The following is a 23,423-nucleotide window of genomic DNA, read 5'->3' on the forward strand; positions in this document are numbered from 1 at the left end:
AACCACTCAGGCCCGATCAAACAACATGTTGGATCAACTCGGCGTTAATCGCCGATGGCCCGCAAAACACGATCCAACGCAGCGCCTTGATCAGATGTCGACGTCGGCGCATCCTTGACCAGATTGTAGTATGCGGCAGGGTCATACTGCTGCACAGGCAAGCGCAGGTGTTCGGCAGTCAAAAGGCCCGTCGCAGACAACAACGTGTAAGATGCAATCACTTCATCGGCTTGCGCAGAGATTTGGTTTGCACGCGCGTTCAGCAATTCCTGCTCAGCGTTTAGAACATCCAAAGTCGTCCGTGCGCCCAATGTCGCTTCTTCACGGACACCGCGGAATGCAACGGTCGATGCACGAATCTGTTCTTCGGATGCTTGACGTGACGCACGCGCGACTTCGAGGAAAGAATAAGCGTTACCAACCTGTTGCTCTAGCCCATGACGGGTCACATGCAGTCCAGCACGTGCAGCGTCGCGGCGCGCCATAAACTGACGGACCTGACTAGACAGGCGACCACCTTGGTAAATCGGACCAGAGACGGTCACGCCGACTTGGCGGCCAAAATTGATTTCATCATCGACGCCAACCTGCGCGCTTAGGCTGACAGTCGGGTTGTTCGCGGCTTCGGCGCGCCGGATATTTAATTCAGCGGCAGATACGCCATGCTGGGCTTCACGCATCGTCGGGTGGTTGCGGACGGCGTAGGCTTTTGCTTCTGCAACGCTGCGCGACGCAGGTGCGGGCGATACCGGTTGAAGTTGGCCCGGTGCGCGCCCTACGGCTGCGCGAAATTCTTCTTGCGACTGGGCAAGGCTGCCCTGCGCGGATGCCAGCAAGCTACGTGCCGCTGCCAATCGTGCCTCAGCGAGCGACACATCTGTGCGGGTCACTTCGCCGACTTCGAAACGGTCTTGGGCTGCACGGAATTCTTGCGTGATGACGCGCACGTTGTTTTGGCGCAATGCCAAGAATTCGCTGTCGCGACGCACATTCATGTAAGCTTCGACAGCGCGCAAAAGCACCTGTTGTTCGACACCAACCAACGACTGACGTGTCCCCAGAACGAGTTCCTTTTGCGCATCAATTGCAAATTGCGTCGCGCCGGAATCGTAGATCGTCAAACTTGCAGAAATACTTGCGTTTGCGGAAATCAGGTCAGCGCCGGGTGCCCGTGGAGCGGACGAAGATGCCGTCGCGGACCAGTTGATCACCGGCATAAGTGACGCAACAGCCTGTGCGACGTCTTCGTCCGCCGCACGCAAAAGCGCCCTGTTCTGTTCAAGCAGTCCGGAATGATCGTAGGCATGCGTCAATGCATCAGCAAGCGTTTCGGCAGAAGCCGCAGGGGCAAATGCAACAAAGCAAACAGCAGCAATGGTTTTCAATTGTACCGCAAAATTCTTCATTAAGATCGCTCCCTTTGCGCATTCTGCGCTCGCCGAAGATCGGACCGAACCCGGTTCACAAGCTGAACGCGGCGGCCTTCTTAAAACCAGATAGTGTCGGCGCCGTCGCATTAAAGGCGAAGCGCCAACTTACAATACCGTTTGACTTGTAACCGACCCGCACAACGCCAAGCGACCCTTCAGCAAAGATGGCCGCAATTCGCCCACCGTCGCGCAATTGGTCAAGAATCGTTGCAGGAATTTCTTCGACAGCACCTTGCGCGATGATGATATCGTAAGGGCCAGATTTAGCTGCACCTTCTGTCAGGTCACCGGCCATCACGGCTGCGTTGTCGACACCGTTTTCTGACAAAATGGACTGAGCTTCGTTCGCCAGATCTTCATCGTCTTCAACGCCAGCAACAAAATCTGCTAATCGCGCCAGAACCGCTGTGGAATACCCAAGACCGCAACCCAGATCCAACACTGTGTGGTCTGGCTGGACATCAAGCACTTCCAGCATCTTCGCGAATGTCCGTGGTTCCAACACAACCCGATCGGCGCTTAGCACAACATGTTCGCCCATGTAGGCTGCTTCGCGCAGTTGATCTGGCACGTAGACCTCGCGCGGAACGGACAACATCGCGTCGATGATTGGGAACTTTGTGACGTCTGATGGGCGGACTTGTGTGTCGACCATCATCGTGCGGCGGTTGCTGTAGTCTACCACGGGGAACACTCTTCTCTTGAAATATGTCAAGGTTGGTGATGCCACACCCCGCCACTGGCGGCAATGTCTGATAAGCCGTTGAACCGCCCGATTTATGCCTTCAATTGAAGCAAAAGTGCTTTTCGATCCACCTTTGATGCGTGGCGCTGATCCATGGGGATCGCTGTCACGTGCCTGATCTCGGAGATTCCTAAAGCGCGAGCAGATGTAACCCACGTCTGAAAATCTGTTTTGTCTCCGCAGATAACAAGCGTCGGCGTTCCATTTGCACTAATCAATGCGCAGGACTCAACACCGGGCCATTGCCGCACCGCGACCTCCACCGAAAACGGAAAAGTAGGCTGCCCATTCAGGTAAACGTCCGTTCCTATGCGACCCAGCAACCAAAGCCGGCCATGATCATCATACCGGCCAGCGTCACCGGTGCGGTGCCAAATCTCGCCGTTCTCGTGCAGTTTGTTTTCGGCGTCGTGTCGCGGATCAAGATATCCTTGGTTCACGTGGTCGCCCGCGACCAAAATTTCGTCTTCAACAATCCGGACCGACGTCGTCGCAGTTGGTTTCCCAACCAAAAGCCCCTGCCCCGCTTGCATGGCCGCGTTATCGTCATCACTAACCTGCGCCTGATCAAGATGCGCGATCGGTTCCGCTTCGGTAGACCCATACACACATGTAACGTGCACCTCGGGATGCGCCTGACGCAGGGCCGCAACCATGTCGGGAAACACCGGACCACCACCGGTAAAAATCTTTCTTAAGGACGGCAGGCGTTGCGTTTGTGACAACGCCGTACACAACGCGGGCGGCAGCAACGCACGGCTGACGTTTTGATCTTTGATCCAATCTCCCAGCTGATCAGAGCCCAGATCAGCAAGACGCGACATTTTCCAATTTGGCAGAACAGATGTGCGACCAGCCGCTAAATTGATCAGCGCAAAAACTGGAAAGGCAACAAGATCGCGTTCTGGCAAATCGCTATTCAAGAGAGGGGCGACAGCGTCGTGCTGCGCCATCAAAAACGCATGACTGCGCGGGATCGCTTTCGGGGCATCTGTTGTGCCTGACGTGAATGAAATCAATGCGATATCGGTTGGGTTAATGGCGTTGTGTAACTCCCCATGATCGCCTTCGCGTAGCGCTAATCGCTGGATGAACCACAATTCGGGCACGACCACCCGAAGCCCGACATACCACCCCGCCGCGCAAAAAGCCGTTACATTTGCGGTCTTCACCGCGTGCCGCACACCTGCCAATCCCAATGCTGGTTCTGGCAGGACAACAGTCGCACCAAGCGACCAAAGTGCGGCAAGGGTCGCGTATAGATCGCTGCTGATCCCCATGGCCAGCAGAACGCGGTCACCCTGACCGATGCCTGCCATGGACCATGCATTGGCCAGCTTTGCAGCGCGTGCGTCAAGGGCAGAAAAAGACACAGACGATCCGTCAGCGTTCACGATAGCCGCGCGATCCGGATATGCGGCGACCGTCCGCGTAAAATGACTGATCAGATCAGCCATCTAATTTGAGGCCGAACAACGTATATCTTCGGAAAATCTCTGCCCCCTCGGCGGCACTTCGCACCGCCGACAGGTTGTCGTTGTGAATCAACGCGTGAACAGCTGTTTCATAACCAAGTTCACGGGCCGTTTCGTGGAAGGCATGCGCCAACATTTGACCTGCACCCTTGTGCAAACTCGCATAGGTTTTGAGAATGACAGTCCTCGGCGCCGGGCCTTCGTTATAATTGGGAATCGCAAACAGAAAGCCAGCCAGCCGCCCTGCAGAAGTCCGTGCAAAAAAGATAAGTTCTTTCTTCAAGACTGGCAGCACCGGCATATACATTTGCAGAAAAACATCGAGCGACACAGGTTTATAAAACGCATTCTTTTCAAACGCGGCGATCGATAACCCGTAAACCTGCTGAAACAGCTCTTCGGGATCTTCGCCATCCCACTGCTCGACATACAGATCTTCAGAGGGTGGTGGTGCAGTCGTCGCAGTGTCTTTCAGCGCAACCCGTGCTGAAAAGTAGTCGCTGACCGATTGGAAACCCGCAGCAACAAACACATCAACATTTGTCTGCGGATTGGAAGGCTCTAACATGAACGTCGGACTGTCATCGGTTTCAGTTACAAACCGGTAGCTGTGCCAAGTGTCCCCATCCATCGGGCCAATCACGCGGCGAATATTCTTCGAGCGAATAAAATCTAATGCGGTTGTTAAGACTTCGGCACCAGCTTCTTTTGTTTTACACGAAAACTGGCCTAAAACGGCCGTTCTTTCACCTGACCATAGCGGGCCATCAAGGTAGACAGATATCTTCGCATCCGTCGTTTTAAAAAGCGTCGGGGCCGTCACAGTAACCCTCCCAAGTCAGTCTCAACACAATACACTATTACCGGGGTCATAGTCGACACAACGGCCAGTAAAGTCACCCTGAAACGACTGAATAGGTAAGTAAATTGGGATGTCATAGTAGAAATAAAGATCAAATTTACCATAACGACGCCCCACATCGGACCGTTCCAGTTTTGAACAGGATCGTTCAGCGTCACACTCACAATTCGTAGAACAACAAGCGCAGCGACGACGCACAACGCCCCTACTAAGCGCACTCTTGCACGTGCAGGTATCAACGCAATGACGCAAAAACCTAGGGACATCCCCATCGCAGAGATCCCGTAAAACGACACGGCATTCCACGTAGTTGCATTACCTAGCGTGAGCCAGAAAAGGCTAAGAATGACAATCCCGGCAACGACATCCAGATCGGGATATGCGCTTTTGTCAGGGTTCGTTGATCTGCTCCATGCGTGGGCCAGAAAAACAGATATCGGCAGCAATGCGTTATGGACCGACGTCACCGCCAGCAGCAAAAAGACGGTTGTCACGTATACCCGACCAGCATGATTAGTCAGACCAACAAGCGGCGCCACCGCGCGGAACCCGATGAGCGTTGCTGCGAATAGAACTGCTAGGGAAATCAACGCGCCAATATCGCGATCACCGTGACTGGCGAGGAAAACCAGAATTCCAAGCGGTAGGAAAAGGTTGTCAAAACCACGCCAACTGACCGCTTCGACCAAGGTCCCAAAGCCTGCCACCATCAGCGAAAGCAGGATAACGTTGCTGGGCGGAAAAGGTGTCATCGCCATCAAGCATCCCATCGACAACAACAATGCGACCGCAAAGAAAACAACGCAGCCCTCAAGGCTTTTCTGGCCGTCCTCGACCCTGAAAAAGCGGCGGCCATAGGTCGTCCCTGCCAGTGCGGCGGCTGCGTCAGCGAGCGTCAGCAACGCAATGGGAAGAACGTACAAAACCAGTTGATCTTCTGACAGGAACAAGCACAACCCAACAGCAATCGCGAGCAGAATGTCACCGTAGGATTGCCTGTCCACGCCGTGTAGCGTTGATCCCAACCCGCCCGACGCCACGCGTGGCAATCGCAGCGCCAGCATCACAATCAGGGTCACACCAACCAACACGTATACGGGCCAACGATCAGGAAACAGCCAAGGTAAGGTTAACGCATACATACCAGTCCCGATGTGAACCATCTTGCGCTGGATTTCTGCCGACAGGCCGTACGCGCCGGCCATACGTTTCACGACGGCCATGAGACCAAGCAGCACGCAGACCGACCCGAATGCGAGGACCATCTGCGTAACAACGGTCACGGGCGGACTTCCTCGACCACGAAATCCGAATAGAAAAAGGCTTTGTCACGCCGTTTCTGTATGTCTTCAACATCGGTCAACGTATTCACGCGGTCCTGCAAATCAGACGGCACACGGCGTGGCGCCATCATATTCCAATAGACTAACCGTGCATGCGGTGACGCCGCCGACAGAATACTTTCATAAACCTGCGCAAAAACATCGGGCGACATATATTCGAAAATGTCAGACAGGTTAAAACCATCGGCCTTTTCGCCTGTAGACACAAAAGCCTCTAACGATCCGGACCGAATATCCAACCGATCCAATCGCGACCGGATCACGTCATAATGCTCAGCCCGCCATGCCATCGGAAGGGCAGCACCGTGTCTGCCCTTTAATATCCAGTGCAGGTAGGGGTTTTCTGCCGGATCGCAGTCAACAGCCGCATGCCGGATACGCTGCGCGACATGCTGTGCTGGGCTGTCGTCGACATGATCAAAAAAGGCTTTGTCGCGCCCCATGCGCCCCATCACAAAGCGCGAGAAAAACACGTTCAACAGCAGCCGCCAGCGCCATGTATTGAAACGCGTATCAAGGAATTCTTGCCGCTCCGCTTTCGGGCGGGAAACAAAAGTGTCGTCAACCGTGCGACGACTGTGGACCAGTGGTAAAAGGCGGGTCCGGAAAATGCGGAAATAGCGTTCGAACTTACCAACACCGCCTGCGCCGTGCTGCGCTACGTCATCCGAAAGCGAAGCCCAGAATGCTATCGTATCAGCGTCCAAATTCGCAATTGCACGCTCCAACAATGCAGCGCGCCGGTCGCTTTGTACGGCCCCCATAAGTTCAAGAAATTCTGGATGCGACAAGTTTCGGAACGCGCCAATCCGTAAATGCAGGCAGGCGATTTGCGCAGGCGATAGGTCGACGACGACAACCTTTGCAGGGTCCAAGGTCAGCATCGCCAATGCGTTATCCCCAGCCGAACAAATGGAAACCAACGTTCCGCCCGTCACATCACCCAACGCTGCCGTCAAAACATCAGCGTCTTCCCAAAGCTGGGCGTAGCGGATGTAATCAAACGCCGCTTTTTCTGCGATTTCAGAGCTTTGGGTCATGCTTTTCTACCCTCCCCGTTGCACCATCTACCGAGATTTCTTGCCCATCCGCGATCCACTGCGTTGCACCTTTCAGTCCAACGACGCAGGGGATACCCAACTCTCTTGCCACAATCGCGGAATGAGAAAGCAACGATCCCCTTTCGACCACAATGGCCGACGCTTGCGCAAAGACCGCGATCCAACCGGGGTCAGTGTGGCGCGCGACCAAAATCTCTCCGGGGGCCAGCGTTTGTGTGCGCGGATCACGGATCACGCGCGCTGTCGCCGTCACTTGCCCTGCGGCACATCCGGTCGCAGTTTGCACCATATCCGAGGTCGCAGAGGTCACCGTATCCGCCTGCCAGACTGGCGCAATCGCTGGTCCGCGCAGAGATACGCGTTCAGGTGGATCAGGACGATCCTGCGCAGCGCGATCTTCTGCTTGCCGCATCGTGACGATTGCTTTCAGATCATGGGATATACCCGCGCCTTCGACGGCACCTAACACCTCGTCTTTGGTCAGGAAAAAGATATCGCGGGGCGTGGCAATGATCCCGCGGGCCGCAAATTCGCGACCAAGCCCCAGAAACACGCGCCGCGCGTAGCCAAATAACCGCGTCCGTTCAAAGCGTAGATTTTCACGATCACGTACGCGGGATTTCGTCCAGTTGATGATGGCTTTCGCAACCCTCTTTTTGATTGGATTGCCCTGAAAAAGCGTCTCCCAATCAGGCGCTTGGTCGGCCTGCTTCGTTCGCTTAGTCAGAGATGCCTGCGCCGCAATCGCGTTCAAAAGCGGTTGCGGGTCATCCGTCAACGGGATGCTTTCCAGCTTTAGTTCTTCAGTGCATCTATCTCCGAATTTCGCAAGGTAGCTTTCAATTTCGGCAGCGATTTGCGGTATCTCTTGCAAGCATGAGGGGTCCGTCACCCCCGCCTCGCGCGCCATCGTAGCCATCTTTGCGATCCGCTGGGCAGGCTCAGCCGACACGATGTCACCCTGCCCGATCATCACATCGTTATGCAGCGACAAACCACGGTCACTCAGCCATTTCTGCATCAAATTTCGCGACGCACCAAAAGCGATCATGCATAGGAAATCATTGACCAAAGGCGCATCCCAGCGATCCAAAAGCGTGCTTTCGATCTTGCGGTATTGTGCAGCCAATGCAGTAGGGTTCGCCGTTGCGATGTCGAAATCATCATGCAACGCCGCATTCAACCGCGCATAAAAACGACGTCGCGTGCGGGGTAGGATCATTGCCTGCCACGCAAGTCCCGCCCCAACCCGTAGCAATTTCAAGTATTCGACATAACGCGCAATTCCGGTCGCTGGCGGCGGCCCAATCGCGTCGGTCACTTCGTCAGGCAAGGGTTCGGACACCCCCATCATCGTTTCCATGTACGCGCGGTTGAGCGAAAATCCGGGCAACAGTGCCAAAGCGCGATACCAGTTCACGAGATTGTAGTAGACGCGCCCATCAAGCCGACCCAGCATATTCGCAAATACGGCGCCGTTCGCTTCGATCGTCGTATCGGGCACACCTAATAGGCCGACGAACGCCCGATAAACGCGATCATAAACATGAACGGCAAACGAATAGGTCAGCGGGCTAACTATCCCTGGATAGCTTTCCACGATGTTGGAGTTATCGAAAATTGTCAGCGCCCGATCCAGCGCGGGTTTCGGCAACAATAGCGTGGTGATCGGGCGAGCTTGCAGAATGTGCAGCCCATCGCGATCAATCGCCCATTCGATATCTTGCGGACATCCGAAGGCTGTTTCAGCGCGCCGTGCGAGCCCTGCAATTTCTAGCGCTTGCTGATACGACAAGATGGCATCACGCGGTGTCGTGATGATGTTTCCTTCCGCGTCTATTAACCAACTTTCACCATCGACTTCACCCGCGACCAACGCATCGCCTAACCCCGCCACAGCCGAGATCACGACGCGATCGCGTTGCCCCGAAACGGGGTCGGCCGAAAACGCAACGCCCGCGAAATCCGCCTTAATCATGCGCTGAACGATGATTGCGGGGGCTTCGGACGTTCCCCCAGATGTCACGTCGAGATAGGTTTTAACTGTATCCGAAAAACCGGATTGCCAAACCGTCAAAGCCTCGTTTGCTACTTCAGCGTGATCGACATTTAGCACGGTTTCGAACTGCCCCGCATGGCTGTGCGCGACGCCATCTTCCGCACGGCCAGAACTGCGTACAGCAAATGGACCGGAGCCTAAGGTGTTTAATGCAGTATCAAGTTCAGGAACCAGTTTGTCGTCCATCAGACCGCCATCAAATGCGGCTGGCTTTATCACAAAAAATGGCGGCGGATTGAAACCCAGACGGGTCAACGCAGACAACGCGGCGGCTTTCCCCCCCACGACATTAGCGTCAACCGACTGATCTTCTTCGACAATAAAACTCATAAGGCCCTCAGCGCTAGCGGTACAAAGCCCGCGATGGCGTAACATGCAAACACCCACAGGCCTGCAATTGTATCCATGCCCTCTGCTGCCTTTACTGTTGGTTCATTGCGATAGGCAAGCGCACGCACGACGCAAAGCCCAACCATAACCGCCCCCATAGGTGCGACCAACCACCCTGATTGCGTCACGCCCCCGATCCCCCAAAGCAGGCCAAATGCGACGCCTACACACGCCAGCCAAATGGCGCTTGCGCGCCGCGCACCCCACAGGCCAGAATAGGTGTCGACGCCGTCGATTTCGCTTTCAGGCGCCCACAGTTTGCGCCCGATTTCAAGAATGCAGCCATTCACAAACGACAATGCAATGAACAACCACAGGAACGGTGACGCCCCACCACCCGGCACCCATTCAAGTCCGGTAAGCAGCACATCAATCAGCGGCATAATCGCCATATGGCTCAGAAGATAAAGAACGGGACGCGCTTTCAAAAACGCCGGCACGCCGAATTCAAAGGTCATCGCCGTTAACCATAACCAGACAAGAAGAAGCAGCCACAGAACGGGTGGATGCCAAATCCAAACCGCAAGAATGGCAACCGGGACCGTCGCAATCCCGACCTCTATTACGCCGCGCAGCGACACCAGCCCGCGCGGGATTGGGCGGTCGGGACGAAACCGTCGGTCGTCATCCAAATCCTTAATCTCGTCGCAGACCCGCATCTGGAAAAACAACGCCATAGCAACAATGAAACCCACGACGAAGACGCTGAATTCAGGCAGCTCGCGCCCGCTTAACGTGGCTGACGCGCAAATGCTGGCTGCCGAAAAGACACCCAAGAGCGGCGCCGTTTTTTTCAAAGGGAAGCGTTCAGATTGATAGATCCACATCCGCGTCAGGCGAGATTGTATCATCGGTGTCGTGCCAATGATTCATGTGCACGGGTAAAATCCCCAGCGGCGATGGCTGCAACAATCGAAATCTCGCCGCACAGACAGGTTGCCGCGGCGACTTCTGCCAGCGCTGCGGCTTTGCCTTCGCCCTTTAGTCCCAGCACGTTCAGCCCGGCAGACTGGCTCGGCAAACCTGTCCCACCACCAACAGACCCCACCAAGATATTGGGCATCGTGACACTGCAGAACAGGTCATCGCCGCGCGGTTCCATCCGCGTGATGCCCATCGCGCTTTCAGCGACACAAGCCGCGTCTTGACCGGTCGCGATGTATAGCGCGGCAAGACCATTGGCAAAATGCGCCTGCGCCCCCATCTGGCCCGATAAGTGCGACCCAAGATTAGCGACCTGCCCGTAAGCAAGCATATCCTCCACCGTCGTGCCGAGCGTTTTTTCGACAACTGCAGCGGACAGTGTGACAGAGGCGCTGACCTTGCGTCCACGCCCTGTCACCAGACCCAAGAATGACGCCTTTTTATCGCCCGAAAAGTTTCCTTCGATATACCAATGTGCAATTGGCACGTCGCAGCGATCAGCAATCATGCGACACAGCGCATCCGTTGCGATCGTCACCATGTTCTGGCCTGCAGCATCGCCAGTTGTGTAACGGCAAACTAAAAAAACCACATTATTATCGACCATAGGTTCAATAGAAGACAATTTCCCGTATCGGGTGGTGCTTTCCGATTCGACCTTAAGGTCGTCAACGTTGTTTACAATCCATTCAACAAAGCGACCGGAATCCAGCAATGACCCCAAGACGAACGCGGGCGAACGGATCACCCCTTCGTACAGCATGGCGGTGCTGATCCCACCTGCCTTTGTGGCGGCATAGGCCCCCCGCGCATAAGACGCGACAAGCGCTGCTTCGGTTGTCGCCATCGGGACATGATAGTCGCCATGCGCGTTCAAACCATTGATCCGCAGGGGACCAATGATGCCGACGGGGACGTTTACTGTCCCGATAAAATTCTCGATATTGCCATTGAAGACATCCGGCGAATCCGCATCAAAACCGGTCTGCATTGCCGCTTTGTCCGCGTCGGTAGCGGGGCTGTCCGACATCAGCCTTGCCCAGTATTTCGCGATCGATGCCTGCGTTGTTTTGCGAACCGGGCGTAACGTCGTGAAGTCATCGTCACTGGGCAACATCCGATCTTGAAGCGGTTTCAGTTCGAATTTGTCCCGCACGGATTGCACCATTTTGCGGACGTGATTTGGAATTGTCACCAGCTGTCTCCGTCATTTTGAGACACCTTAATGTTTAAGGCGGTGATGTCTAAGCATAGTTTCTAGATGAAGATCGCCCGCCTATCAGGACATACCACTAGGCACGGCGACAGCGCCGACATTCCGCGCCTTATTGAATTCACGCATGCGACCCAGTACGTCGACACCAACCTGATTGTAGAGGTCCAACAGATCAACCAACACCCAGTTTTCGCGGATCAGACCGCTTTCCAGCCGCCAAAAATCGAGGCTGCGTAAAAGCACCTCTTTGTTCGATGGCGCAATTCCCATCCAACCGTCGGCGGTGATCGTCAGCCGCATATTCGGCCAGCCAGTCTCGCAAACGTAATCGCCTTCGCCGACCCAATGAGACATAAGATCACCCATCGCATCAAGCTTGCGGTCGGGCATACCATTCAGGAACGGAATCTGATGCCAATTCCTGAAACCTGAAATCCCGCGCGACGTTCCGATCCCCGTCGGCCCGTACCAGTTGAAACGCGGGTGCCAATATTGATCTAGGTTCATCACGGACGGATCCGGATCAGCAGGATATTTACAAAGGTCGGTCAACATCGCGACCACATGGTCGACCGCTTTCTGTCCATCACCTGCGATGGTTAAACCGTCGCCAGACATCGGCGCTGGAGTACACAAGAATCCGCCCAATTGCGGCGCCATCGGCCAAGCCCGTGCCTGCATCATAATCTCAGGGATATCCCAAATCGCCTGCATCTCGACGATTTTGCCGTCAGAGACGTGAAAAAATTCGTGGTACCGCATGTGAACAAGGTGGCCGGTCGGCGGAATATCAAGAAACGGTGCCGTGAAGGTGCCCATGTAATTGCCCATACACCCGATCAAGTCCTGCCCTTCTGGCGTCGTTCCGGCCATCACGATCATATCGCGTCGCTCCAGATCCGGCACAGCGGCAAGCAAGGGCGCATAACACGTATCGAAAAAGGCATCCGGTCCAGTGACAGTCCCAAACGGGAAACACATCTTGATCTCAGCGTCCGGCGCAAACAAAGCCTCCATTTTCGCGCGGACAGACTTTTCCGTGAACGTGGCCGTTGCAACGCGGTAGTCTTTGAAGAGCGCTTTCAATTCAGCAGATGTCATTTTGTTGGACCTTTTGATCAGACAAGAAGCGCGGCAATTTCACGCGATATCGGGTTCATTCTACCCACATTCTTGACAATGCGCGGTCCCCGCTTCAAGTGGTTATTATATCCGCGACAGCAGTCATACCAAGGGCCCCGCCGCTTGTAACCACTGCCCAACAATCGCACTGACTGGGGAGGGCAAGATGACCCGTATTGATGACAAATTCGCCGACTTGAAGGCTGCCGACAAGAAGGCCTTTGTGACCTATATTATGGCGGGCGACACCGACTATGACACTTCGCTTGAAGTCATGCGCGGCCTGCCTGGTGTCGGCGTCGATGTAATCGAACTCGGCCTGCCCTTCACCGATCCTGTGGCCGACGGCGCGACGATCCAGCTAGCTGGGCAACGCGCCCTTGATGCGGGCCAAACGCTGAAGAAAACGCTCGCGATGGCCAAGGCATTTCGCGAAGACGACAACACGACCCCAATCGTGATCATGGGCTATTATAACCCGATCTATTCCATGGGCGTGGACAAGTTTTTGGTTGCAGCCAAAGACGCAGGCGTTGACGGTCTGATCGTCGTAGATCTGCCGCCTGAAGAAGACAGCGAATTGTGTTTGCCCGCGAAGGACGCAGGCATCAACTTCATCCGCCTTGCGACCCCGACAACAGATGCGAAACGCCTACCAAAGGTGATCGAAAACACATCCGGCTTCATCTACTACGTCTCGATGAACGGGATCACCGGCTCTGCCGCGGCGCAGGCAGACAGCGTGCAGCCAGAAGTCGCACGGATCAAAGAAGCAACAGATCTGCCCGTCGTCATCGGCTTTGGCGTTAAAACACCAGAGGCGTCCAAAACCTTCGCGGGCTTGGGCGACGGCGTTGTTGTCGGCTCTGCCATTGTGGAACGGATCGGGCGCGGCGATGCCCCTGCTGATGTTCTCGCCTTCGTTAAAACGCTTGCCGATGCGGCCCATAGCTAAAGGAACTGACCGATGAATGATCTTTTCAACAGCTTCATGACTGGCCCTGACGAGAATGGCCGTTTCGGCGATTTTGGTGGTCGCTTTGTGTCTGAAACGCTGATGCCGCTGATCCTTGAACTTGAGGAACAGTACGAGCACGCAAAGACCGATCAAACTTTCTGGGCCGAGATGAATGATCTGTGGACCCATTACGTTGGCCGTCCGTCGCCGCTGTATCATGCAGAACGTCTTTCCGAACATCTTGGCGGTGCCAAGATTTACCTCAAGCGCGACGAGTTGAACCACACTGGCGCGCACAAAATCAACAACGTGCTCGGCCAGATCATTCTGGCGCGGCGCATGGGCAAGACGCGGATCATCGCTGAAACTGGCGCTGGTCAACATGGTGTTGCGACGGCGACTGTTTGTGCGAAATTCGGTTTGAAATGTGTGGTTTACATGGGCGCACATGACGTTGAACGTCAGGCACCAAATGTTTTCCGCATGAAGCTGCTGGGCGCTGAAATCGTGCCTGTGACCTCTGGTCGTGGCACATTGAAGGACGCCATGAACGACGCCTTGCGCGACTGGGTGACCAACGTTGACGACACGTTCTACTGCATCGGCACCGTGGCGGGTCCGCACCCCTACCCCGCTATGGTCCGCGATTTCCAAGCGATCATCGGCAAGGAAGCCAAGGAACAGATGCAGGCTGCAGAAGGCCGCCTGCCCGACACAATCATCGCCGCGATCGGTGGCGGGTCAAACGCGATGGGCCTGTTCTTTCCATTCCTCGATGACAAAGAGGTCAACATCATTGGCGTAGAGGCCGGTGGTAAAGGCGTGAACGCGAAGATGGAGCACTGCGCGTCCCTGACGGGCGGCCGTCCCGGCGTGTTGCACGGCAACCGGACGTATCTTTTGCAGGATGACGACGGGCAGATCCTTGAAGGGTTCTCAATCTCTGCGGGTCTGGATTATCCGGGCATCGGGCCAGAACACGCTTGGCTGCACGAAATTGGTCGCGCGCAATACGTGTCGATCACGGATGTTGAGGCGCTTGAGGCCTTCCAACTATGCTGTGACATGGAAGGCATCATTCCCGCGCTCGAGCCGTCCCACGCGTTGGCGCACGTGATCAAGATCGCGCCGACGTTGCCGAAGGACCACTTGATCATCATGAACATGTGTGGGCGTGGCGATAAGGACATCTTTACGGTGGCCAAGGCGCTTGGGTTTGAGATGGGTGAGTTTGCTTAAAACACTAATCTACTTTGATGACCTTGTGGGCCTTGCAGATCGCGAGGCCCTTTTCATTTCTCCATCAATGTCTGCTTCGAGCCCATACTTGCCCTAGTATTTTCTACATTCTCTATGCAATTTGGTCGGCGACAATCAATTCAAATTCCACCGGAACTCAACAATGAGAGTACGACTACAACCTTTTTCGGCGCAACAGGAGCTCGATGAGGACTTAGCCCATTGCTGGCAATCCCATCTCAATGAGATGGGTGTGGGTGCAGAGGTGGAGGTTTGGGGCGTTAGCAAAAGGGACGCACGATGCTTGCTATTGCTCATACCATATTCCGACACACTTGGAGATATTTTCTTCAGTAGAGCAGAGAGCTGGGAGTTTCTCGACACAAACATTCCAAACAGTTGGAAAACCAAGTTTGAGGTCTTTGATGAACTTCTGGCTCCGGTAGTTGAGGATTTCGACTTAATCGCTGACCCACTCTTCAGAAGCACTAAAGATTTTCTTTGGCGTTTGTCTGAAGATCAGCTCAGTTCAACCGAATGGGACGGCCTGAAAGCGATTGTCGGAAAAAAGAGCGCCTCAAAGGTAAAGTGAATTTCTATTCTAAGGACAAAGTGTCGGGGGTCCGTTTCGTCCGCGATGTGTGAATTCACCCGTCGCTTGATTTCGCTGGTGCAGCGAATGTCTTCTTTGGCGGGCCGCATCGCAGCATCGCGCAGTGTGGGGCAATGGCCGGTATGGGCCGTTACTACTGCCCGACAGCAGGTGCGGATCGCTCTCGTTCGGTGAGGTGCGCATCAATCGCGCGCACCTCTCTGTCGCAGATTGTCACGCGTTCAAGACAGACAGCACAGCCTCTGGCGTAATCGGTAGATGGCGAAGACGTGCGCCCACCGCATTGTAAATCGCGTTGGCAATGGCCGGCGCGATCACTGTGGTTCCCGGCTCGCCAAGTCCAACAGGCACCTCTGTGCTCTCGATAAACTCGATCTCCATGGGTGGCGTGTCGATCATACGCAGTGGCGTGTATGTGCCAAGATTGCGATCCGCCACATTGCCGTCTTCAAATTTTGTGCCTTCGTAGAGGGCCATAGACAAGCCCCACAGGGCGGCGCCCTGACACTGCGCCAGCGCCCCATCGGGATCAACAACTGTGCCGCAATCAAAACTCAACCACATCTTTTGCACATCGATATCACCGGTTTCACGATCGACATGAAGCTGCACAGCACCGCCGACCCAAGTTGGCATTGAGCGGGACTGCCCAAATGTAGTGGCGATGCCAATTGCTGTATCCTCCGGCAGATCAACCCGACCGTAACCCGACATTTCGGCAACGCGCCTCAAGGCATCGGCCTGACGGTTTGCGCCACCAACCGCATTGGGCGCAGATCCGGCATTCATGCCGGTCGCATCAAGGTGTTTCAGGCGGAATTCCAATGGATCGACGCCCAGCTTGTGCGCGGCTTCATCCATAAAACTTTCAACAGCGAAGTTCGTCCACCCCGGCCCGACCGAGCGGAGCCACCCCGGGCGGAAAGTTGCATTCGCAAGATCGTTGGAAACCGCCCGCACCCTATGGGCACCGACGTTGTACCAATGATCGGCACCATCGATTGCAAAGGGATCATAGGGCTCATCATTGACGCCCTTTGGCATGAATGAGGGCACCATCACCTGCGTGGGCCACCCTGCGGCGGCGTTATGATCCATCGCAGTAACCGCGTTCGCGTCATCAAACGCCATGCGCAACTGCTGTACCGAAGGCGATCGTGGGCTATCAAATTTTGCATCGTCCTCTCGCATGAAGACCAGTTTGACAGGTTTGCCGCCAAGCGCCTTAGACGCCAGGGCCGCAGGGATCGCGTAGTCGCCATTCAATCGGCGTCCAAAGCCACCGCCCAACATGTAGCTGCGCATCACAATCTGATCTGCGGGGGCTTCGAGCGCGGCAGAAAGTGTGGGTAGGATCAACGATTGCCATTGGTTGCCGGTATGAATTTCCCAGATACCGTCTTCATCTTGAAAGACCGTCGCATTGGCTGGCTCTAACTGAAAATGCAGGACCGTCTGCGTCGTATATTCCGCCTCAAGAACAGCGGCGGATTGTTCAAATGCGGCTGCAGTATCAGTGTCATCTGCGGGAAGGATTGCGCCATACCCATCATCGGCGATCAGCGCACGTGAACGGGCGTTAATATCTTCTTCGCTGACCGATGCGTTCTCTCCCGCTTCCCATTCGACAGCGACAAGGTCCGCTGCGCGTTTGGCCGCCATAAGGCTCTCGCCCAGTACGACAACCCACCCCGGAACCGTACCAGACGGATCATCTAGGGCAAGCGTTTGCAGATAGCCCTTAACGTCTCGGGCTGCGCCATCATCAACAGAGATCACAGAAGACCCAAGGCGCGTTGGCGGCACAAGTGGTACCGCGTAGACCATACCATCAACCGACGCATCGATGCCGTAGATTGCCTGACCCGTTGTTTTTGTATCGATATCGAGCGCTGTGACATCCTGCCCGACCAAGCGCAGATCTTCATGCTGTTTGAGCGGCAATGCGTCCAGTTCATCCTCGCTGAAGGATCGTTCCAAACCCTCAGCGACAAGCGCGGCATAGCTGATTTCGTTACTGCCATCACTCACAACTCCGTCGCGGGCGGTGCAATTTGCAGGATCAACGTCCCACTTGGCAGCAGCAGCTTCAATAAACGCCGTTCGTCCTGCGGCACCCGCTTTGCGGTAAACCGGCCAGCTTTGCCAGACCGACCAACTGCCGCCCGTGACCATCGTGCCCCATTTTTCGTCCGTATCGACATGGGTGATGCGCACGTTTTCCCACGCGACCTCCAACTCATCGGCCAAGATACGTGCGATTGCTGTGCCAACGTGCTGGCCCATTTCGGCGCGGATGATGTTCACATTGACGATCCCGTCACTGTCGATCCAATACCAAAGACTAGGCTCGAAGGTTGCGCCATCTGGGGTCACCGGTTCGCCATCGGGCACGCTAGGATCCATCGCGGCCCGGCTTTGCAGCGGAAATCCGAAAGCAGCCCCAGCCGCAGTCGCCGCAACCAGGAAACCGCGGCGGGACAAATCCAATTGCCCTTCGCCTGCTTCAACAACATCTGTGTGCGCTTCGCGCAAACGGGATAAAAGATTAGCCATTGTTGCGGCCTCCATTTGCCATTGCAGAAGCAGCTTCGCGAACCGCATCGCGAATACGTGGGTACGTCATGCAACGGCACAGGTTGCCTGTCATTACTGCGTCAATATCTTCATCCGTTGGGGAAGGGATATCCTCAAGCAGCGCTGCGGCTTGCATAATCTGACCCGACTGGCAGTACCCACATTGCGGAACGCGTAGGTTGCGCCACGCCTCCTGAACGGGGTGATCATTCTCTTCGGCAAGCCCTTCGATGGTGGTGATAGACGTTCCTTCAACTGACGAAACAGGCGTAATGCAAGATCGCGTCGCCTGTCCGCCAACATGAACTGTGCAAGCACCACACATCCCGATTCCACAGCCAAATTTTGTACCTGTCAGGCCAATCTCGTCGCGGATAGCCCACAGCAGGGGCGTGTCTGGGTCGGCGTCAACACGCACCGTTTTACCGTTGATTTCGAACTCTACCATCCGACTGATCCCCCTTTGGATTTATTCGCTTTGTGTGTTGGTTTGTGAAAGGCGTGACACAGTTTCCACAAGGTCTGGCCAAGCAGGTTTGCCTGCGCGTTCATCTCTGAGATAGGCTGCGATCGCCGTAATGTCGGCCTCGGTCAGTGCGCCGCGAAAGCCCGGCATAACAACGCCGGCAATGCCTTCAGGCCCGCTTACCCCATCTAGAATGACGTGGACGAGGTTGTCGGATGTATCCAGATTAGTCGCTGAATTGATGCCAAGATCAGGGCGGCCTGCTAAGATTTGCGCGGCATTGTAGTGACAGGATGCGCAGGCGGTTGCGTATAGACGTTCGCCAAGTTCACGGCGGTACAACGGGTTCGGGCGACCTCGCTCAAGACTAGCTAAAACGGTCTCGCTTGTGGCCGGGTCCGCCGCGTCACCACCGGATATCTCAGCAAAATAAAGGCTAAGGGCGTCGATGTCATCGTCCGGCAATGCGCGGATACCATCATGAACGACAGGCCCCATCGGTCCGGCCGAAACACCGTGATACGTCGACACACCGGTTTTCAGATAAGCTGCGAAGTCGGGCGCGGTCCATGGCACTTGCGCGGCATTTTCAGACGTCAATGCGGGGGCCGTCCAGCCGTTGATCTGCGCACCGCCGTATTGTTGGCTTTCGATTTCCGCACCCAACGGATTGCGCGGCGTATGACAAGCACCGCAGTGTGCCACACCCTCGGCAAGATATGCACCACGGTTCCATTCCGATGTCTGCGCTTGCTCGCCTTCATATTCGCCAAAGTCGACAAACAGCATCTTCCAGCCAGCCTGCAAAAAACGTTGGTTCAAAGGAAAGGGAATCTCGGCTTCTTTGGTCTCTAGTTCCACCGGAGCGATTTCAGACATGATGTAGGCGTATAACGCGGCAACATCCTCATCGGTCATTTTGGTGAAGTGATCGTATGGAAAAGCGGGGAACAAGTGGCGCCCGTCAATATCCACGCCCTGTTTCATCGCCCGCCGGAAGGCTTCGACCGAGTAACCACCGATGCCTGTTTCCATCGCGGGGGTCAGGTTGCTGGCGTAAATCGTGCCAAATCCGGTCTCCATCGCATAATTGCCAGCGTAAGGGGCACCATTTTCCGAAGTGTGGCATTCGCTGCAATAACCGGCGGCGGCGAGCAACCGGCCTTTTTCAATGACCTCAGGCGAAAACTCTGGGCGTTCCGAGGCAGTGATCGGCGGCAACGGGGATTTATACGCGTAGATGCCAAATCCAATTCCCCCGACGATCAAAACGCCGAAACCACTAAGAAGTAAACGCTTTAGCATGAGATGGGCCTTTGTTCGCCTGAATGGACTGCGGGAAGCAGAGCTTTCAGTCCGATGAACCTTGAACCGCCCCAAAGGTTCCTAGAAAATTCGCTTTGTCGATAAGTCGAAACGAAAGCCCCTTTCTGATCACAGTTGTGCGCGTCGTCCATCTGGATGCAGTGGAGCCCAAGTTTGCGGCCAAGAAACAGAGCACCGCTTCGTAAGCCCCAGCCATAATTTCCGGTTAAACTGCAACGGGCTTGGCGTGCGGAACCACTCACTGTCCAGCAATATCCCAAGAGTCAGGGCCAGCATTCAAAACCGCGCAACCGATACGGACACATGACTGCTTCTGACCAATGCACAAATCGGATCAGACATGCCGTGCCATGCCCGCGCCATCCCGACTGGACATGCGACACAATGCAGCGAATTCACACTTTGTTCGCAAAGTGCGGGTTCGCATGCGTCGAAATTTTGTTGTCACAGTAAAAGGCCGGTCTGAAGGAGCGCACCACAGCGTTGTGACAACTGGATGAATGGCAGCAATGGGCCGTCCGTGTTGCTCCAACACGACCCAGCAAGTGAACTCGCTGTAATCTTTCTAATGGCCGCATTGAGCCCAATACTGTAACTAGGTAATTTGTGTTGTGTGCGCTAGCAGCATGCCGATCGCCGCAGATACTGGTTAGGCCAGGCTGCGCGGCGGTAAGGATAGCGGCCATTCCTTCATGGTGCGGAGAAGATTTGGGCGGAAATTATTCGGGTTGCGGATTTTTGAGACATTCGATTTAAAGGCCGGCCCTGCTGTAGATAAATCCCGTTCATATGTGGGAAGGCGCCCTCATCCGTGAGCGGCCCGCTGGTCTTCAATTTAAGCTCTCTTTTGTCGTTGATACGGCAATAAAAATGACGTTCAGTCGCTGCCGAGCAGTCTTGATACTCTTCGTTTACAGTCCGAAATCAGACAAACCTCCATGTTCTGACGGCCTTGGCCCCTGAGGCCAATGAAACAGCCTTTCGGTCTCAGTGATGGCGACATCATTGATTGAGGCATGGCGCACGGCCATGTAGCCTTCAGCGTCGAATTCCCAGTTTTCATTGCCGTGGGCGCGGAACCAGTTGCCGTTCTCGTCATGATATTCGTAGCAAAAGCGTACTGCGATGCGATTGTCGCCATGCGCCCAGATCTCCTTGATCAACCGGTATCCGTTTTCCTGCGACCACTTACGGGTCAGGAAATCGCGCACCTCGTCCCGGCCATTCAGGAACTCGGAGCGGTTGCGCCACTTTGTGTCAGGCGTGTAGGCCAATGCCACCTTGTCAGGATCACGTGTGTTCCAAGCATCTTCGGCCATGCGGACTTTTCTGACCGCATCGACGTAAGAAAAGGGCGGCACTGGCATACGGGTCATTGCGGTCTACCAGCTATTATAGCCAAGGTACTTGCCCGACATCTCGACCTTCACGCGATCCCCTTTTGGGTTCTCAACGCGCGTGACGGTCATGTCGAAATCAATGGCGGACATGATCCCGTCGCCAAATTTTTCTTGAATCAGCGCTTTCAAAGTCGGGCCATAAACGCCAACGATTTCATAAAAACGGTAAATGCAGGGATCGGTCGGCACTGCTTGTTCCCAAATCTTGGTGGGGCTTTCGGCCAAGACGCTTTCCGCTTCCTGCGGCAGGCCCATGACGCTGACCATCAACTTGGCTTTTTCGGCCGGAAAGGCGTTCATGCCCATCGCGGCGGAATGGGTCCAGACGGGGGACATGCCGATTTTTTCGGCGATCTCTTCCCATGTCAGTCCAGCCTGTTTCTTGGCGGACAGGATCATGGCGGTGACGTCTTCTTTGGTCATCATCTCAGTCATTGTGAGGTCTTTCATGTTGGTCTCCTCCGGTCTTAGCTATTCACTGCTTTCAAGGCAGGTCGTTTGTCTTCGGGATCTTCTGCAGGATCGGTCAAGTCGATCCTGACCGTTTTGGGTTTGTTCGTTTGGCCTGCCTCTGTGGGCTGTCCGGCCAGTTCCTTTGATCGTTTGCCAAGGAACTGCACCAAATGGTTGCGGATCGCATAGTAGTTTGGGTGTTCGATAATTTCGGTCCGATTGCGCGGGCGCGGGATTGTGATTTCGACACTTTCGGCAACACGCGCGTGCGGTCCGTTTGTCATCAGCAAGATGCGATCGGCCAGCAGGATCGCCTCGTCGATGTCATGGGTGATCATAAAGACCGTTTGCTCCATCTGACCCCAAATCTTGAGCAGCTCATCCTGAATGGTCCCGCGTGTGAGGGCATCAAGTGCGCCGAAAGGTTCATCCAGCAGCAACAGTTTTGGGTGGTTTGCAAAGGCGCGCGCAATCGACACCCGCTGGCGCATGCCACCCGACAACTGGCTTGGTTTGCGGTGGATCACATCCCCCTCAAGCCCCACCATCGCGAGGAACTTGGTCGCATGTTCTTCGACCTGCTGCTTGGTCCATTCCGGGTGCCGGGCCTTAACCCCGAATGTGACGTTCTTCAGTGTCGTCAGCCATGGCAGCAAAGAATAGTTCTGGAACACGACGCCTCGGTCGAGGCTGGGACCACGGACCTCATAGCCATCCATCGTGACAACGCCGCTGGTCGGGTCTGCCAACCCTGCGAGGATGTTCATGATCGTCGATTTGCCGCAGCCTGAATGGCCAAGGATCACCACGAATTCGCCTTTTTCGACCCCGAAGGAAGCGTTTTCGAAAACAGTCAACTCGCCGCCGTTCCCATCCGGGAACCGTTGGGTGAGTTTGTCGATACTTAAGAACGGTTTCATGGAACTTCCTTTATTCGGCGTAGGTGACACGGCGCTGCAGCAGGCCGAACATGGCGTCGAGCAGCATGCCCACCACACCAATCATGAGGATTGAGAAAACGACGGATGTCAGATCAAGATTGTTCCATTCGTTCCACACGTAGTAGCCAATGCCGGTGCCACCGACGAGCATTTCAGCGGCCACAATCACTAGCCACGCGATACCGATCGAGATGCGCATGCCAGTCAGAATCGTTGGGGCCGCCGCTGGCAGGATCACGGTGAAGGCAGTTCTAATTGGTCCCAGCTCGTGGGTACGGGCCACGTTGACCCAGTCCTCACGCACGCCAGCCACGCCAAAGGCGGTGTTGATCAGCATGGGCCAGATCGAACAGATAAAGATCACGAAGATCGCCGATGCTTCACTGTCACCGATAATGAACAACGCAAGCGGCATCCACGCGAGCGGAGAGATCGGGCGCAGTACCTGAATGAACGGGTTGAAGGCCTTGTAGGCAACTTGGCTCATCCCGATCAGAAACCCAAAGGGGATGGCGATCAAGGCGGCGAGAAAATAGCCCGTCAGGACACGATAAATCGAATATCCGATTTGAATGCCGATGCCTTTGTCGTTGGGCCCCGCATCATAGAACGGGTCGCTGAGTTGTTCCCACGCCTTGGCAATGACCTGACTGGGTGGCGGGACACCCGCCTTTGGTGCGCCAGCGCCGGTTAGAATCTCGTATTCGGTCAGCTCTTCGGCGGCCTTTTGTGCCGGGATGGCGGCCTCCCAAATCAGGAGACCGACAACCAACATGACAACCGACAACAATGCAGCACGCTGGTTTATTGAAAGGGTGCCCAT

At 55.2% G+C, this 23,423-nt stretch carries 20 protein-coding genes; 3 read left to right on the forward strand and 17 right to left on the reverse strand.

What is annotated here, in order from left to right:
- Nucleotides 1-44 precede the first annotated feature (44 nt).
- The 10 genes from K3729_14425 to K3729_14470 all read right to left on the reverse strand — a co-directional run bounded on the left by K3729_14425 (nt 45) and on the right by K3729_14470 (nt 12,522).
- On the reverse strand, nt 45-1,406 hold the full coding sequence (locus K3729_14425) for a TolC family outer membrane protein (protein ID UWQ98617.1): 1,362 nt from the start codon (nt 1,404-1,406) through the stop codon (nt 45-47).
- 55 nt (nt 1,407-1,461) lie between these two features.
- Nucleotides 1,462-2,115 (reverse strand): protein-L-isoaspartate O-methyltransferase, encoded by a 654-nt coding sequence (locus tag K3729_14430; GenBank protein ID UWQ98618.1) that lies wholly within the window; start codon nt 2,113-2,115, stop codon nt 1,462-1,464.
- A 92-nt stretch (nt 2,116-2,207) separates the two neighbouring features.
- The gene (locus K3729_14435; GenBank protein ID UWQ98619.1) at nt 2,208-3,632 is read right to left on the reverse strand and encodes an AMP-binding protein; all 1,425 of its coding nucleotides are present in this window, start codon (nt 3,630-3,632) and stop codon (nt 2,208-2,210) included.
- Nucleotides 3,625-4,473 (reverse strand): hypothetical protein, encoded by an 849-nt coding sequence (locus K3729_14440; protein UWQ98620.1) that lies wholly within the window; start codon nt 4,471-4,473, stop codon nt 3,625-3,627. Before K3729_14440 ends, K3729_14435 begins: the two co-directional genes overlap by 8 nt.
- On the reverse strand, nt 4,470-5,795 hold the full coding sequence (locus K3729_14445; GenBank protein UWQ98621.1) for a hypothetical protein: 1,326 nt from the start codon (nt 5,793-5,795) through the stop codon (nt 4,470-4,472). The genes K3729_14440 and K3729_14445 overlap by 4 nt, the downstream gene beginning before the upstream one ends.
- Entirely contained in the window at nt 5,792-6,895 is a 1,104-nt protein-coding gene (locus tag K3729_14450) for a BtaA family protein (GenBank protein ID UWQ98622.1), read from the reverse strand. The genes K3729_14445 and K3729_14450 overlap by 4 nt, the downstream gene beginning before the upstream one ends.
- Nucleotides 6,879-9,305, reverse strand: a complete 2,427-nt coding sequence (locus tag K3729_14455) for a hypothetical protein (protein ID UWQ98623.1) — start codon at nt 9,303-9,305, stop codon at nt 6,879-6,881. Before K3729_14455 ends, K3729_14450 begins: the two co-directional genes overlap by 17 nt.
- The gene (locus K3729_14460; GenBank protein ID UWQ98624.1) at nt 9,302-10,216 is read right to left on the reverse strand and encodes a UbiA family prenyltransferase; all 915 of its coding nucleotides are present in this window, start codon (nt 10,214-10,216) and stop codon (nt 9,302-9,304) included. Before K3729_14460 ends, K3729_14455 begins: the two co-directional genes overlap by 4 nt.
- A complete protein-coding gene (locus K3729_14465) occupies nt 10,213-11,484 on the reverse strand; it encodes a hydroxymethylglutaryl-CoA reductase (protein UWQ98625.1) in 1,272 nt (423 codons plus the stop codon). The genes K3729_14460 and K3729_14465 overlap by 4 nt, the downstream gene beginning before the upstream one ends.
- A gap of 84 nt (nt 11,485-11,568) precedes the next feature.
- Entirely contained in the window at nt 11,569-12,522 is a 954-nt protein-coding gene (locus tag K3729_14470; GenBank protein UWR01073.1) for an ester cyclase, read from the reverse strand.
- A gap of 271 nt (nt 12,523-12,793) precedes the next feature.
- On the opposite strand from K3729_14470, the gene trpA reads away from it, so the two are divergent.
- From trpA to K3729_14485, 3 genes are all read left to right on the forward strand, one after another.
- The gene (gene trpA, locus K3729_14475; protein ID UWQ98626.1) at nt 12,794-13,582 is read left to right on the forward strand and encodes a tryptophan synthase subunit alpha; all 789 of its coding nucleotides are present in this window, start codon (nt 12,794-12,796) and stop codon (nt 13,580-13,582) included.
- A gap of 12 nt (nt 13,583-13,594) precedes the next feature.
- The gene (gene trpB / locus K3729_14480; GenBank protein ID UWQ98627.1) at nt 13,595-14,824 is read left to right on the forward strand and encodes a tryptophan synthase subunit beta; all 1,230 of its coding nucleotides are present in this window, start codon (nt 13,595-13,597) and stop codon (nt 14,822-14,824) included.
- A 163-nt stretch (nt 14,825-14,987) separates the two neighbouring features.
- Nucleotides 14,988-15,416, forward strand: a complete 429-nt coding sequence (locus tag K3729_14485) for a hypothetical protein (protein UWQ98628.1) — start codon at nt 14,988-14,990, stop codon at nt 15,414-15,416.
- A 234-nt stretch (nt 15,417-15,650) separates the two neighbouring features.
- Here K3729_14485 and K3729_14490 read toward each other — a convergent pair whose 3' ends face one another.
- The 7 genes from K3729_14490 to ntrB all read right to left on the reverse strand — a co-directional run bounded on the left by K3729_14490 (nt 15,651) and on the right by ntrB (nt 23,423).
- Complete coding sequence (locus tag K3729_14490; GenBank protein UWQ98629.1) at nt 15,651-17,993, reverse strand: molybdopterin-dependent oxidoreductase; 2,343 nt, start codon at nt 17,991-17,993, stop codon at nt 15,651-15,653.
- Nucleotides 17,986-18,462, reverse strand: coding sequence for a (2Fe-2S)-binding protein (locus tag K3729_14495; protein ID UWQ98630.1), 477 nt, complete (start codon nt 18,460-18,462; stop codon nt 17,986-17,988). Before K3729_14495 ends, K3729_14490 begins: the two co-directional genes overlap by 8 nt.
- A gap of 21 nt (nt 18,463-18,483) precedes the next feature.
- Nucleotides 18,484-19,785, reverse strand: coding sequence for a c-type cytochrome (locus K3729_14500; GenBank protein UWQ98631.1), 1,302 nt, complete (start codon nt 19,783-19,785; stop codon nt 18,484-18,486).
- 932 nt (nt 19,786-20,717) lie between these two features.
- Nucleotides 20,718-21,182, reverse strand: a complete 465-nt coding sequence (locus K3729_14505; protein UWQ98632.1) for a nuclear transport factor 2 family protein — start codon at nt 21,180-21,182, stop codon at nt 20,718-20,720.
- A gap of 6 nt (nt 21,183-21,188) precedes the next feature.
- On the reverse strand, nt 21,189-21,641 hold the full coding sequence (gene cynS, locus K3729_14510) for a cyanase (GenBank protein UWR01074.1): 453 nt from the start codon (nt 21,639-21,641) through the stop codon (nt 21,189-21,191).
- Nucleotides 21,642-21,673: 32 nt separating this feature from the next.
- Entirely contained in the window at nt 21,674-22,579 is a 906-nt protein-coding gene (locus tag K3729_14515; GenBank protein UWQ98633.1) for an ABC transporter ATP-binding protein, read from the reverse strand.
- 10 nt (nt 22,580-22,589) lie between these two features.
- The gene (gene ntrB / locus K3729_14520; protein UWQ98634.1) at nt 22,590-23,423 is read right to left on the reverse strand and encodes a nitrate ABC transporter permease; all 834 of its coding nucleotides are present in this window, start codon (nt 23,421-23,423) and stop codon (nt 22,590-22,592) included.

This window comes from Rhodobacteraceae bacterium S2214, from assembly GCA_025141675.1.
Lineage (GTDB): Bacteria > Pseudomonadota > Alphaproteobacteria > Rhodobacterales > Rhodobacteraceae > Yoonia.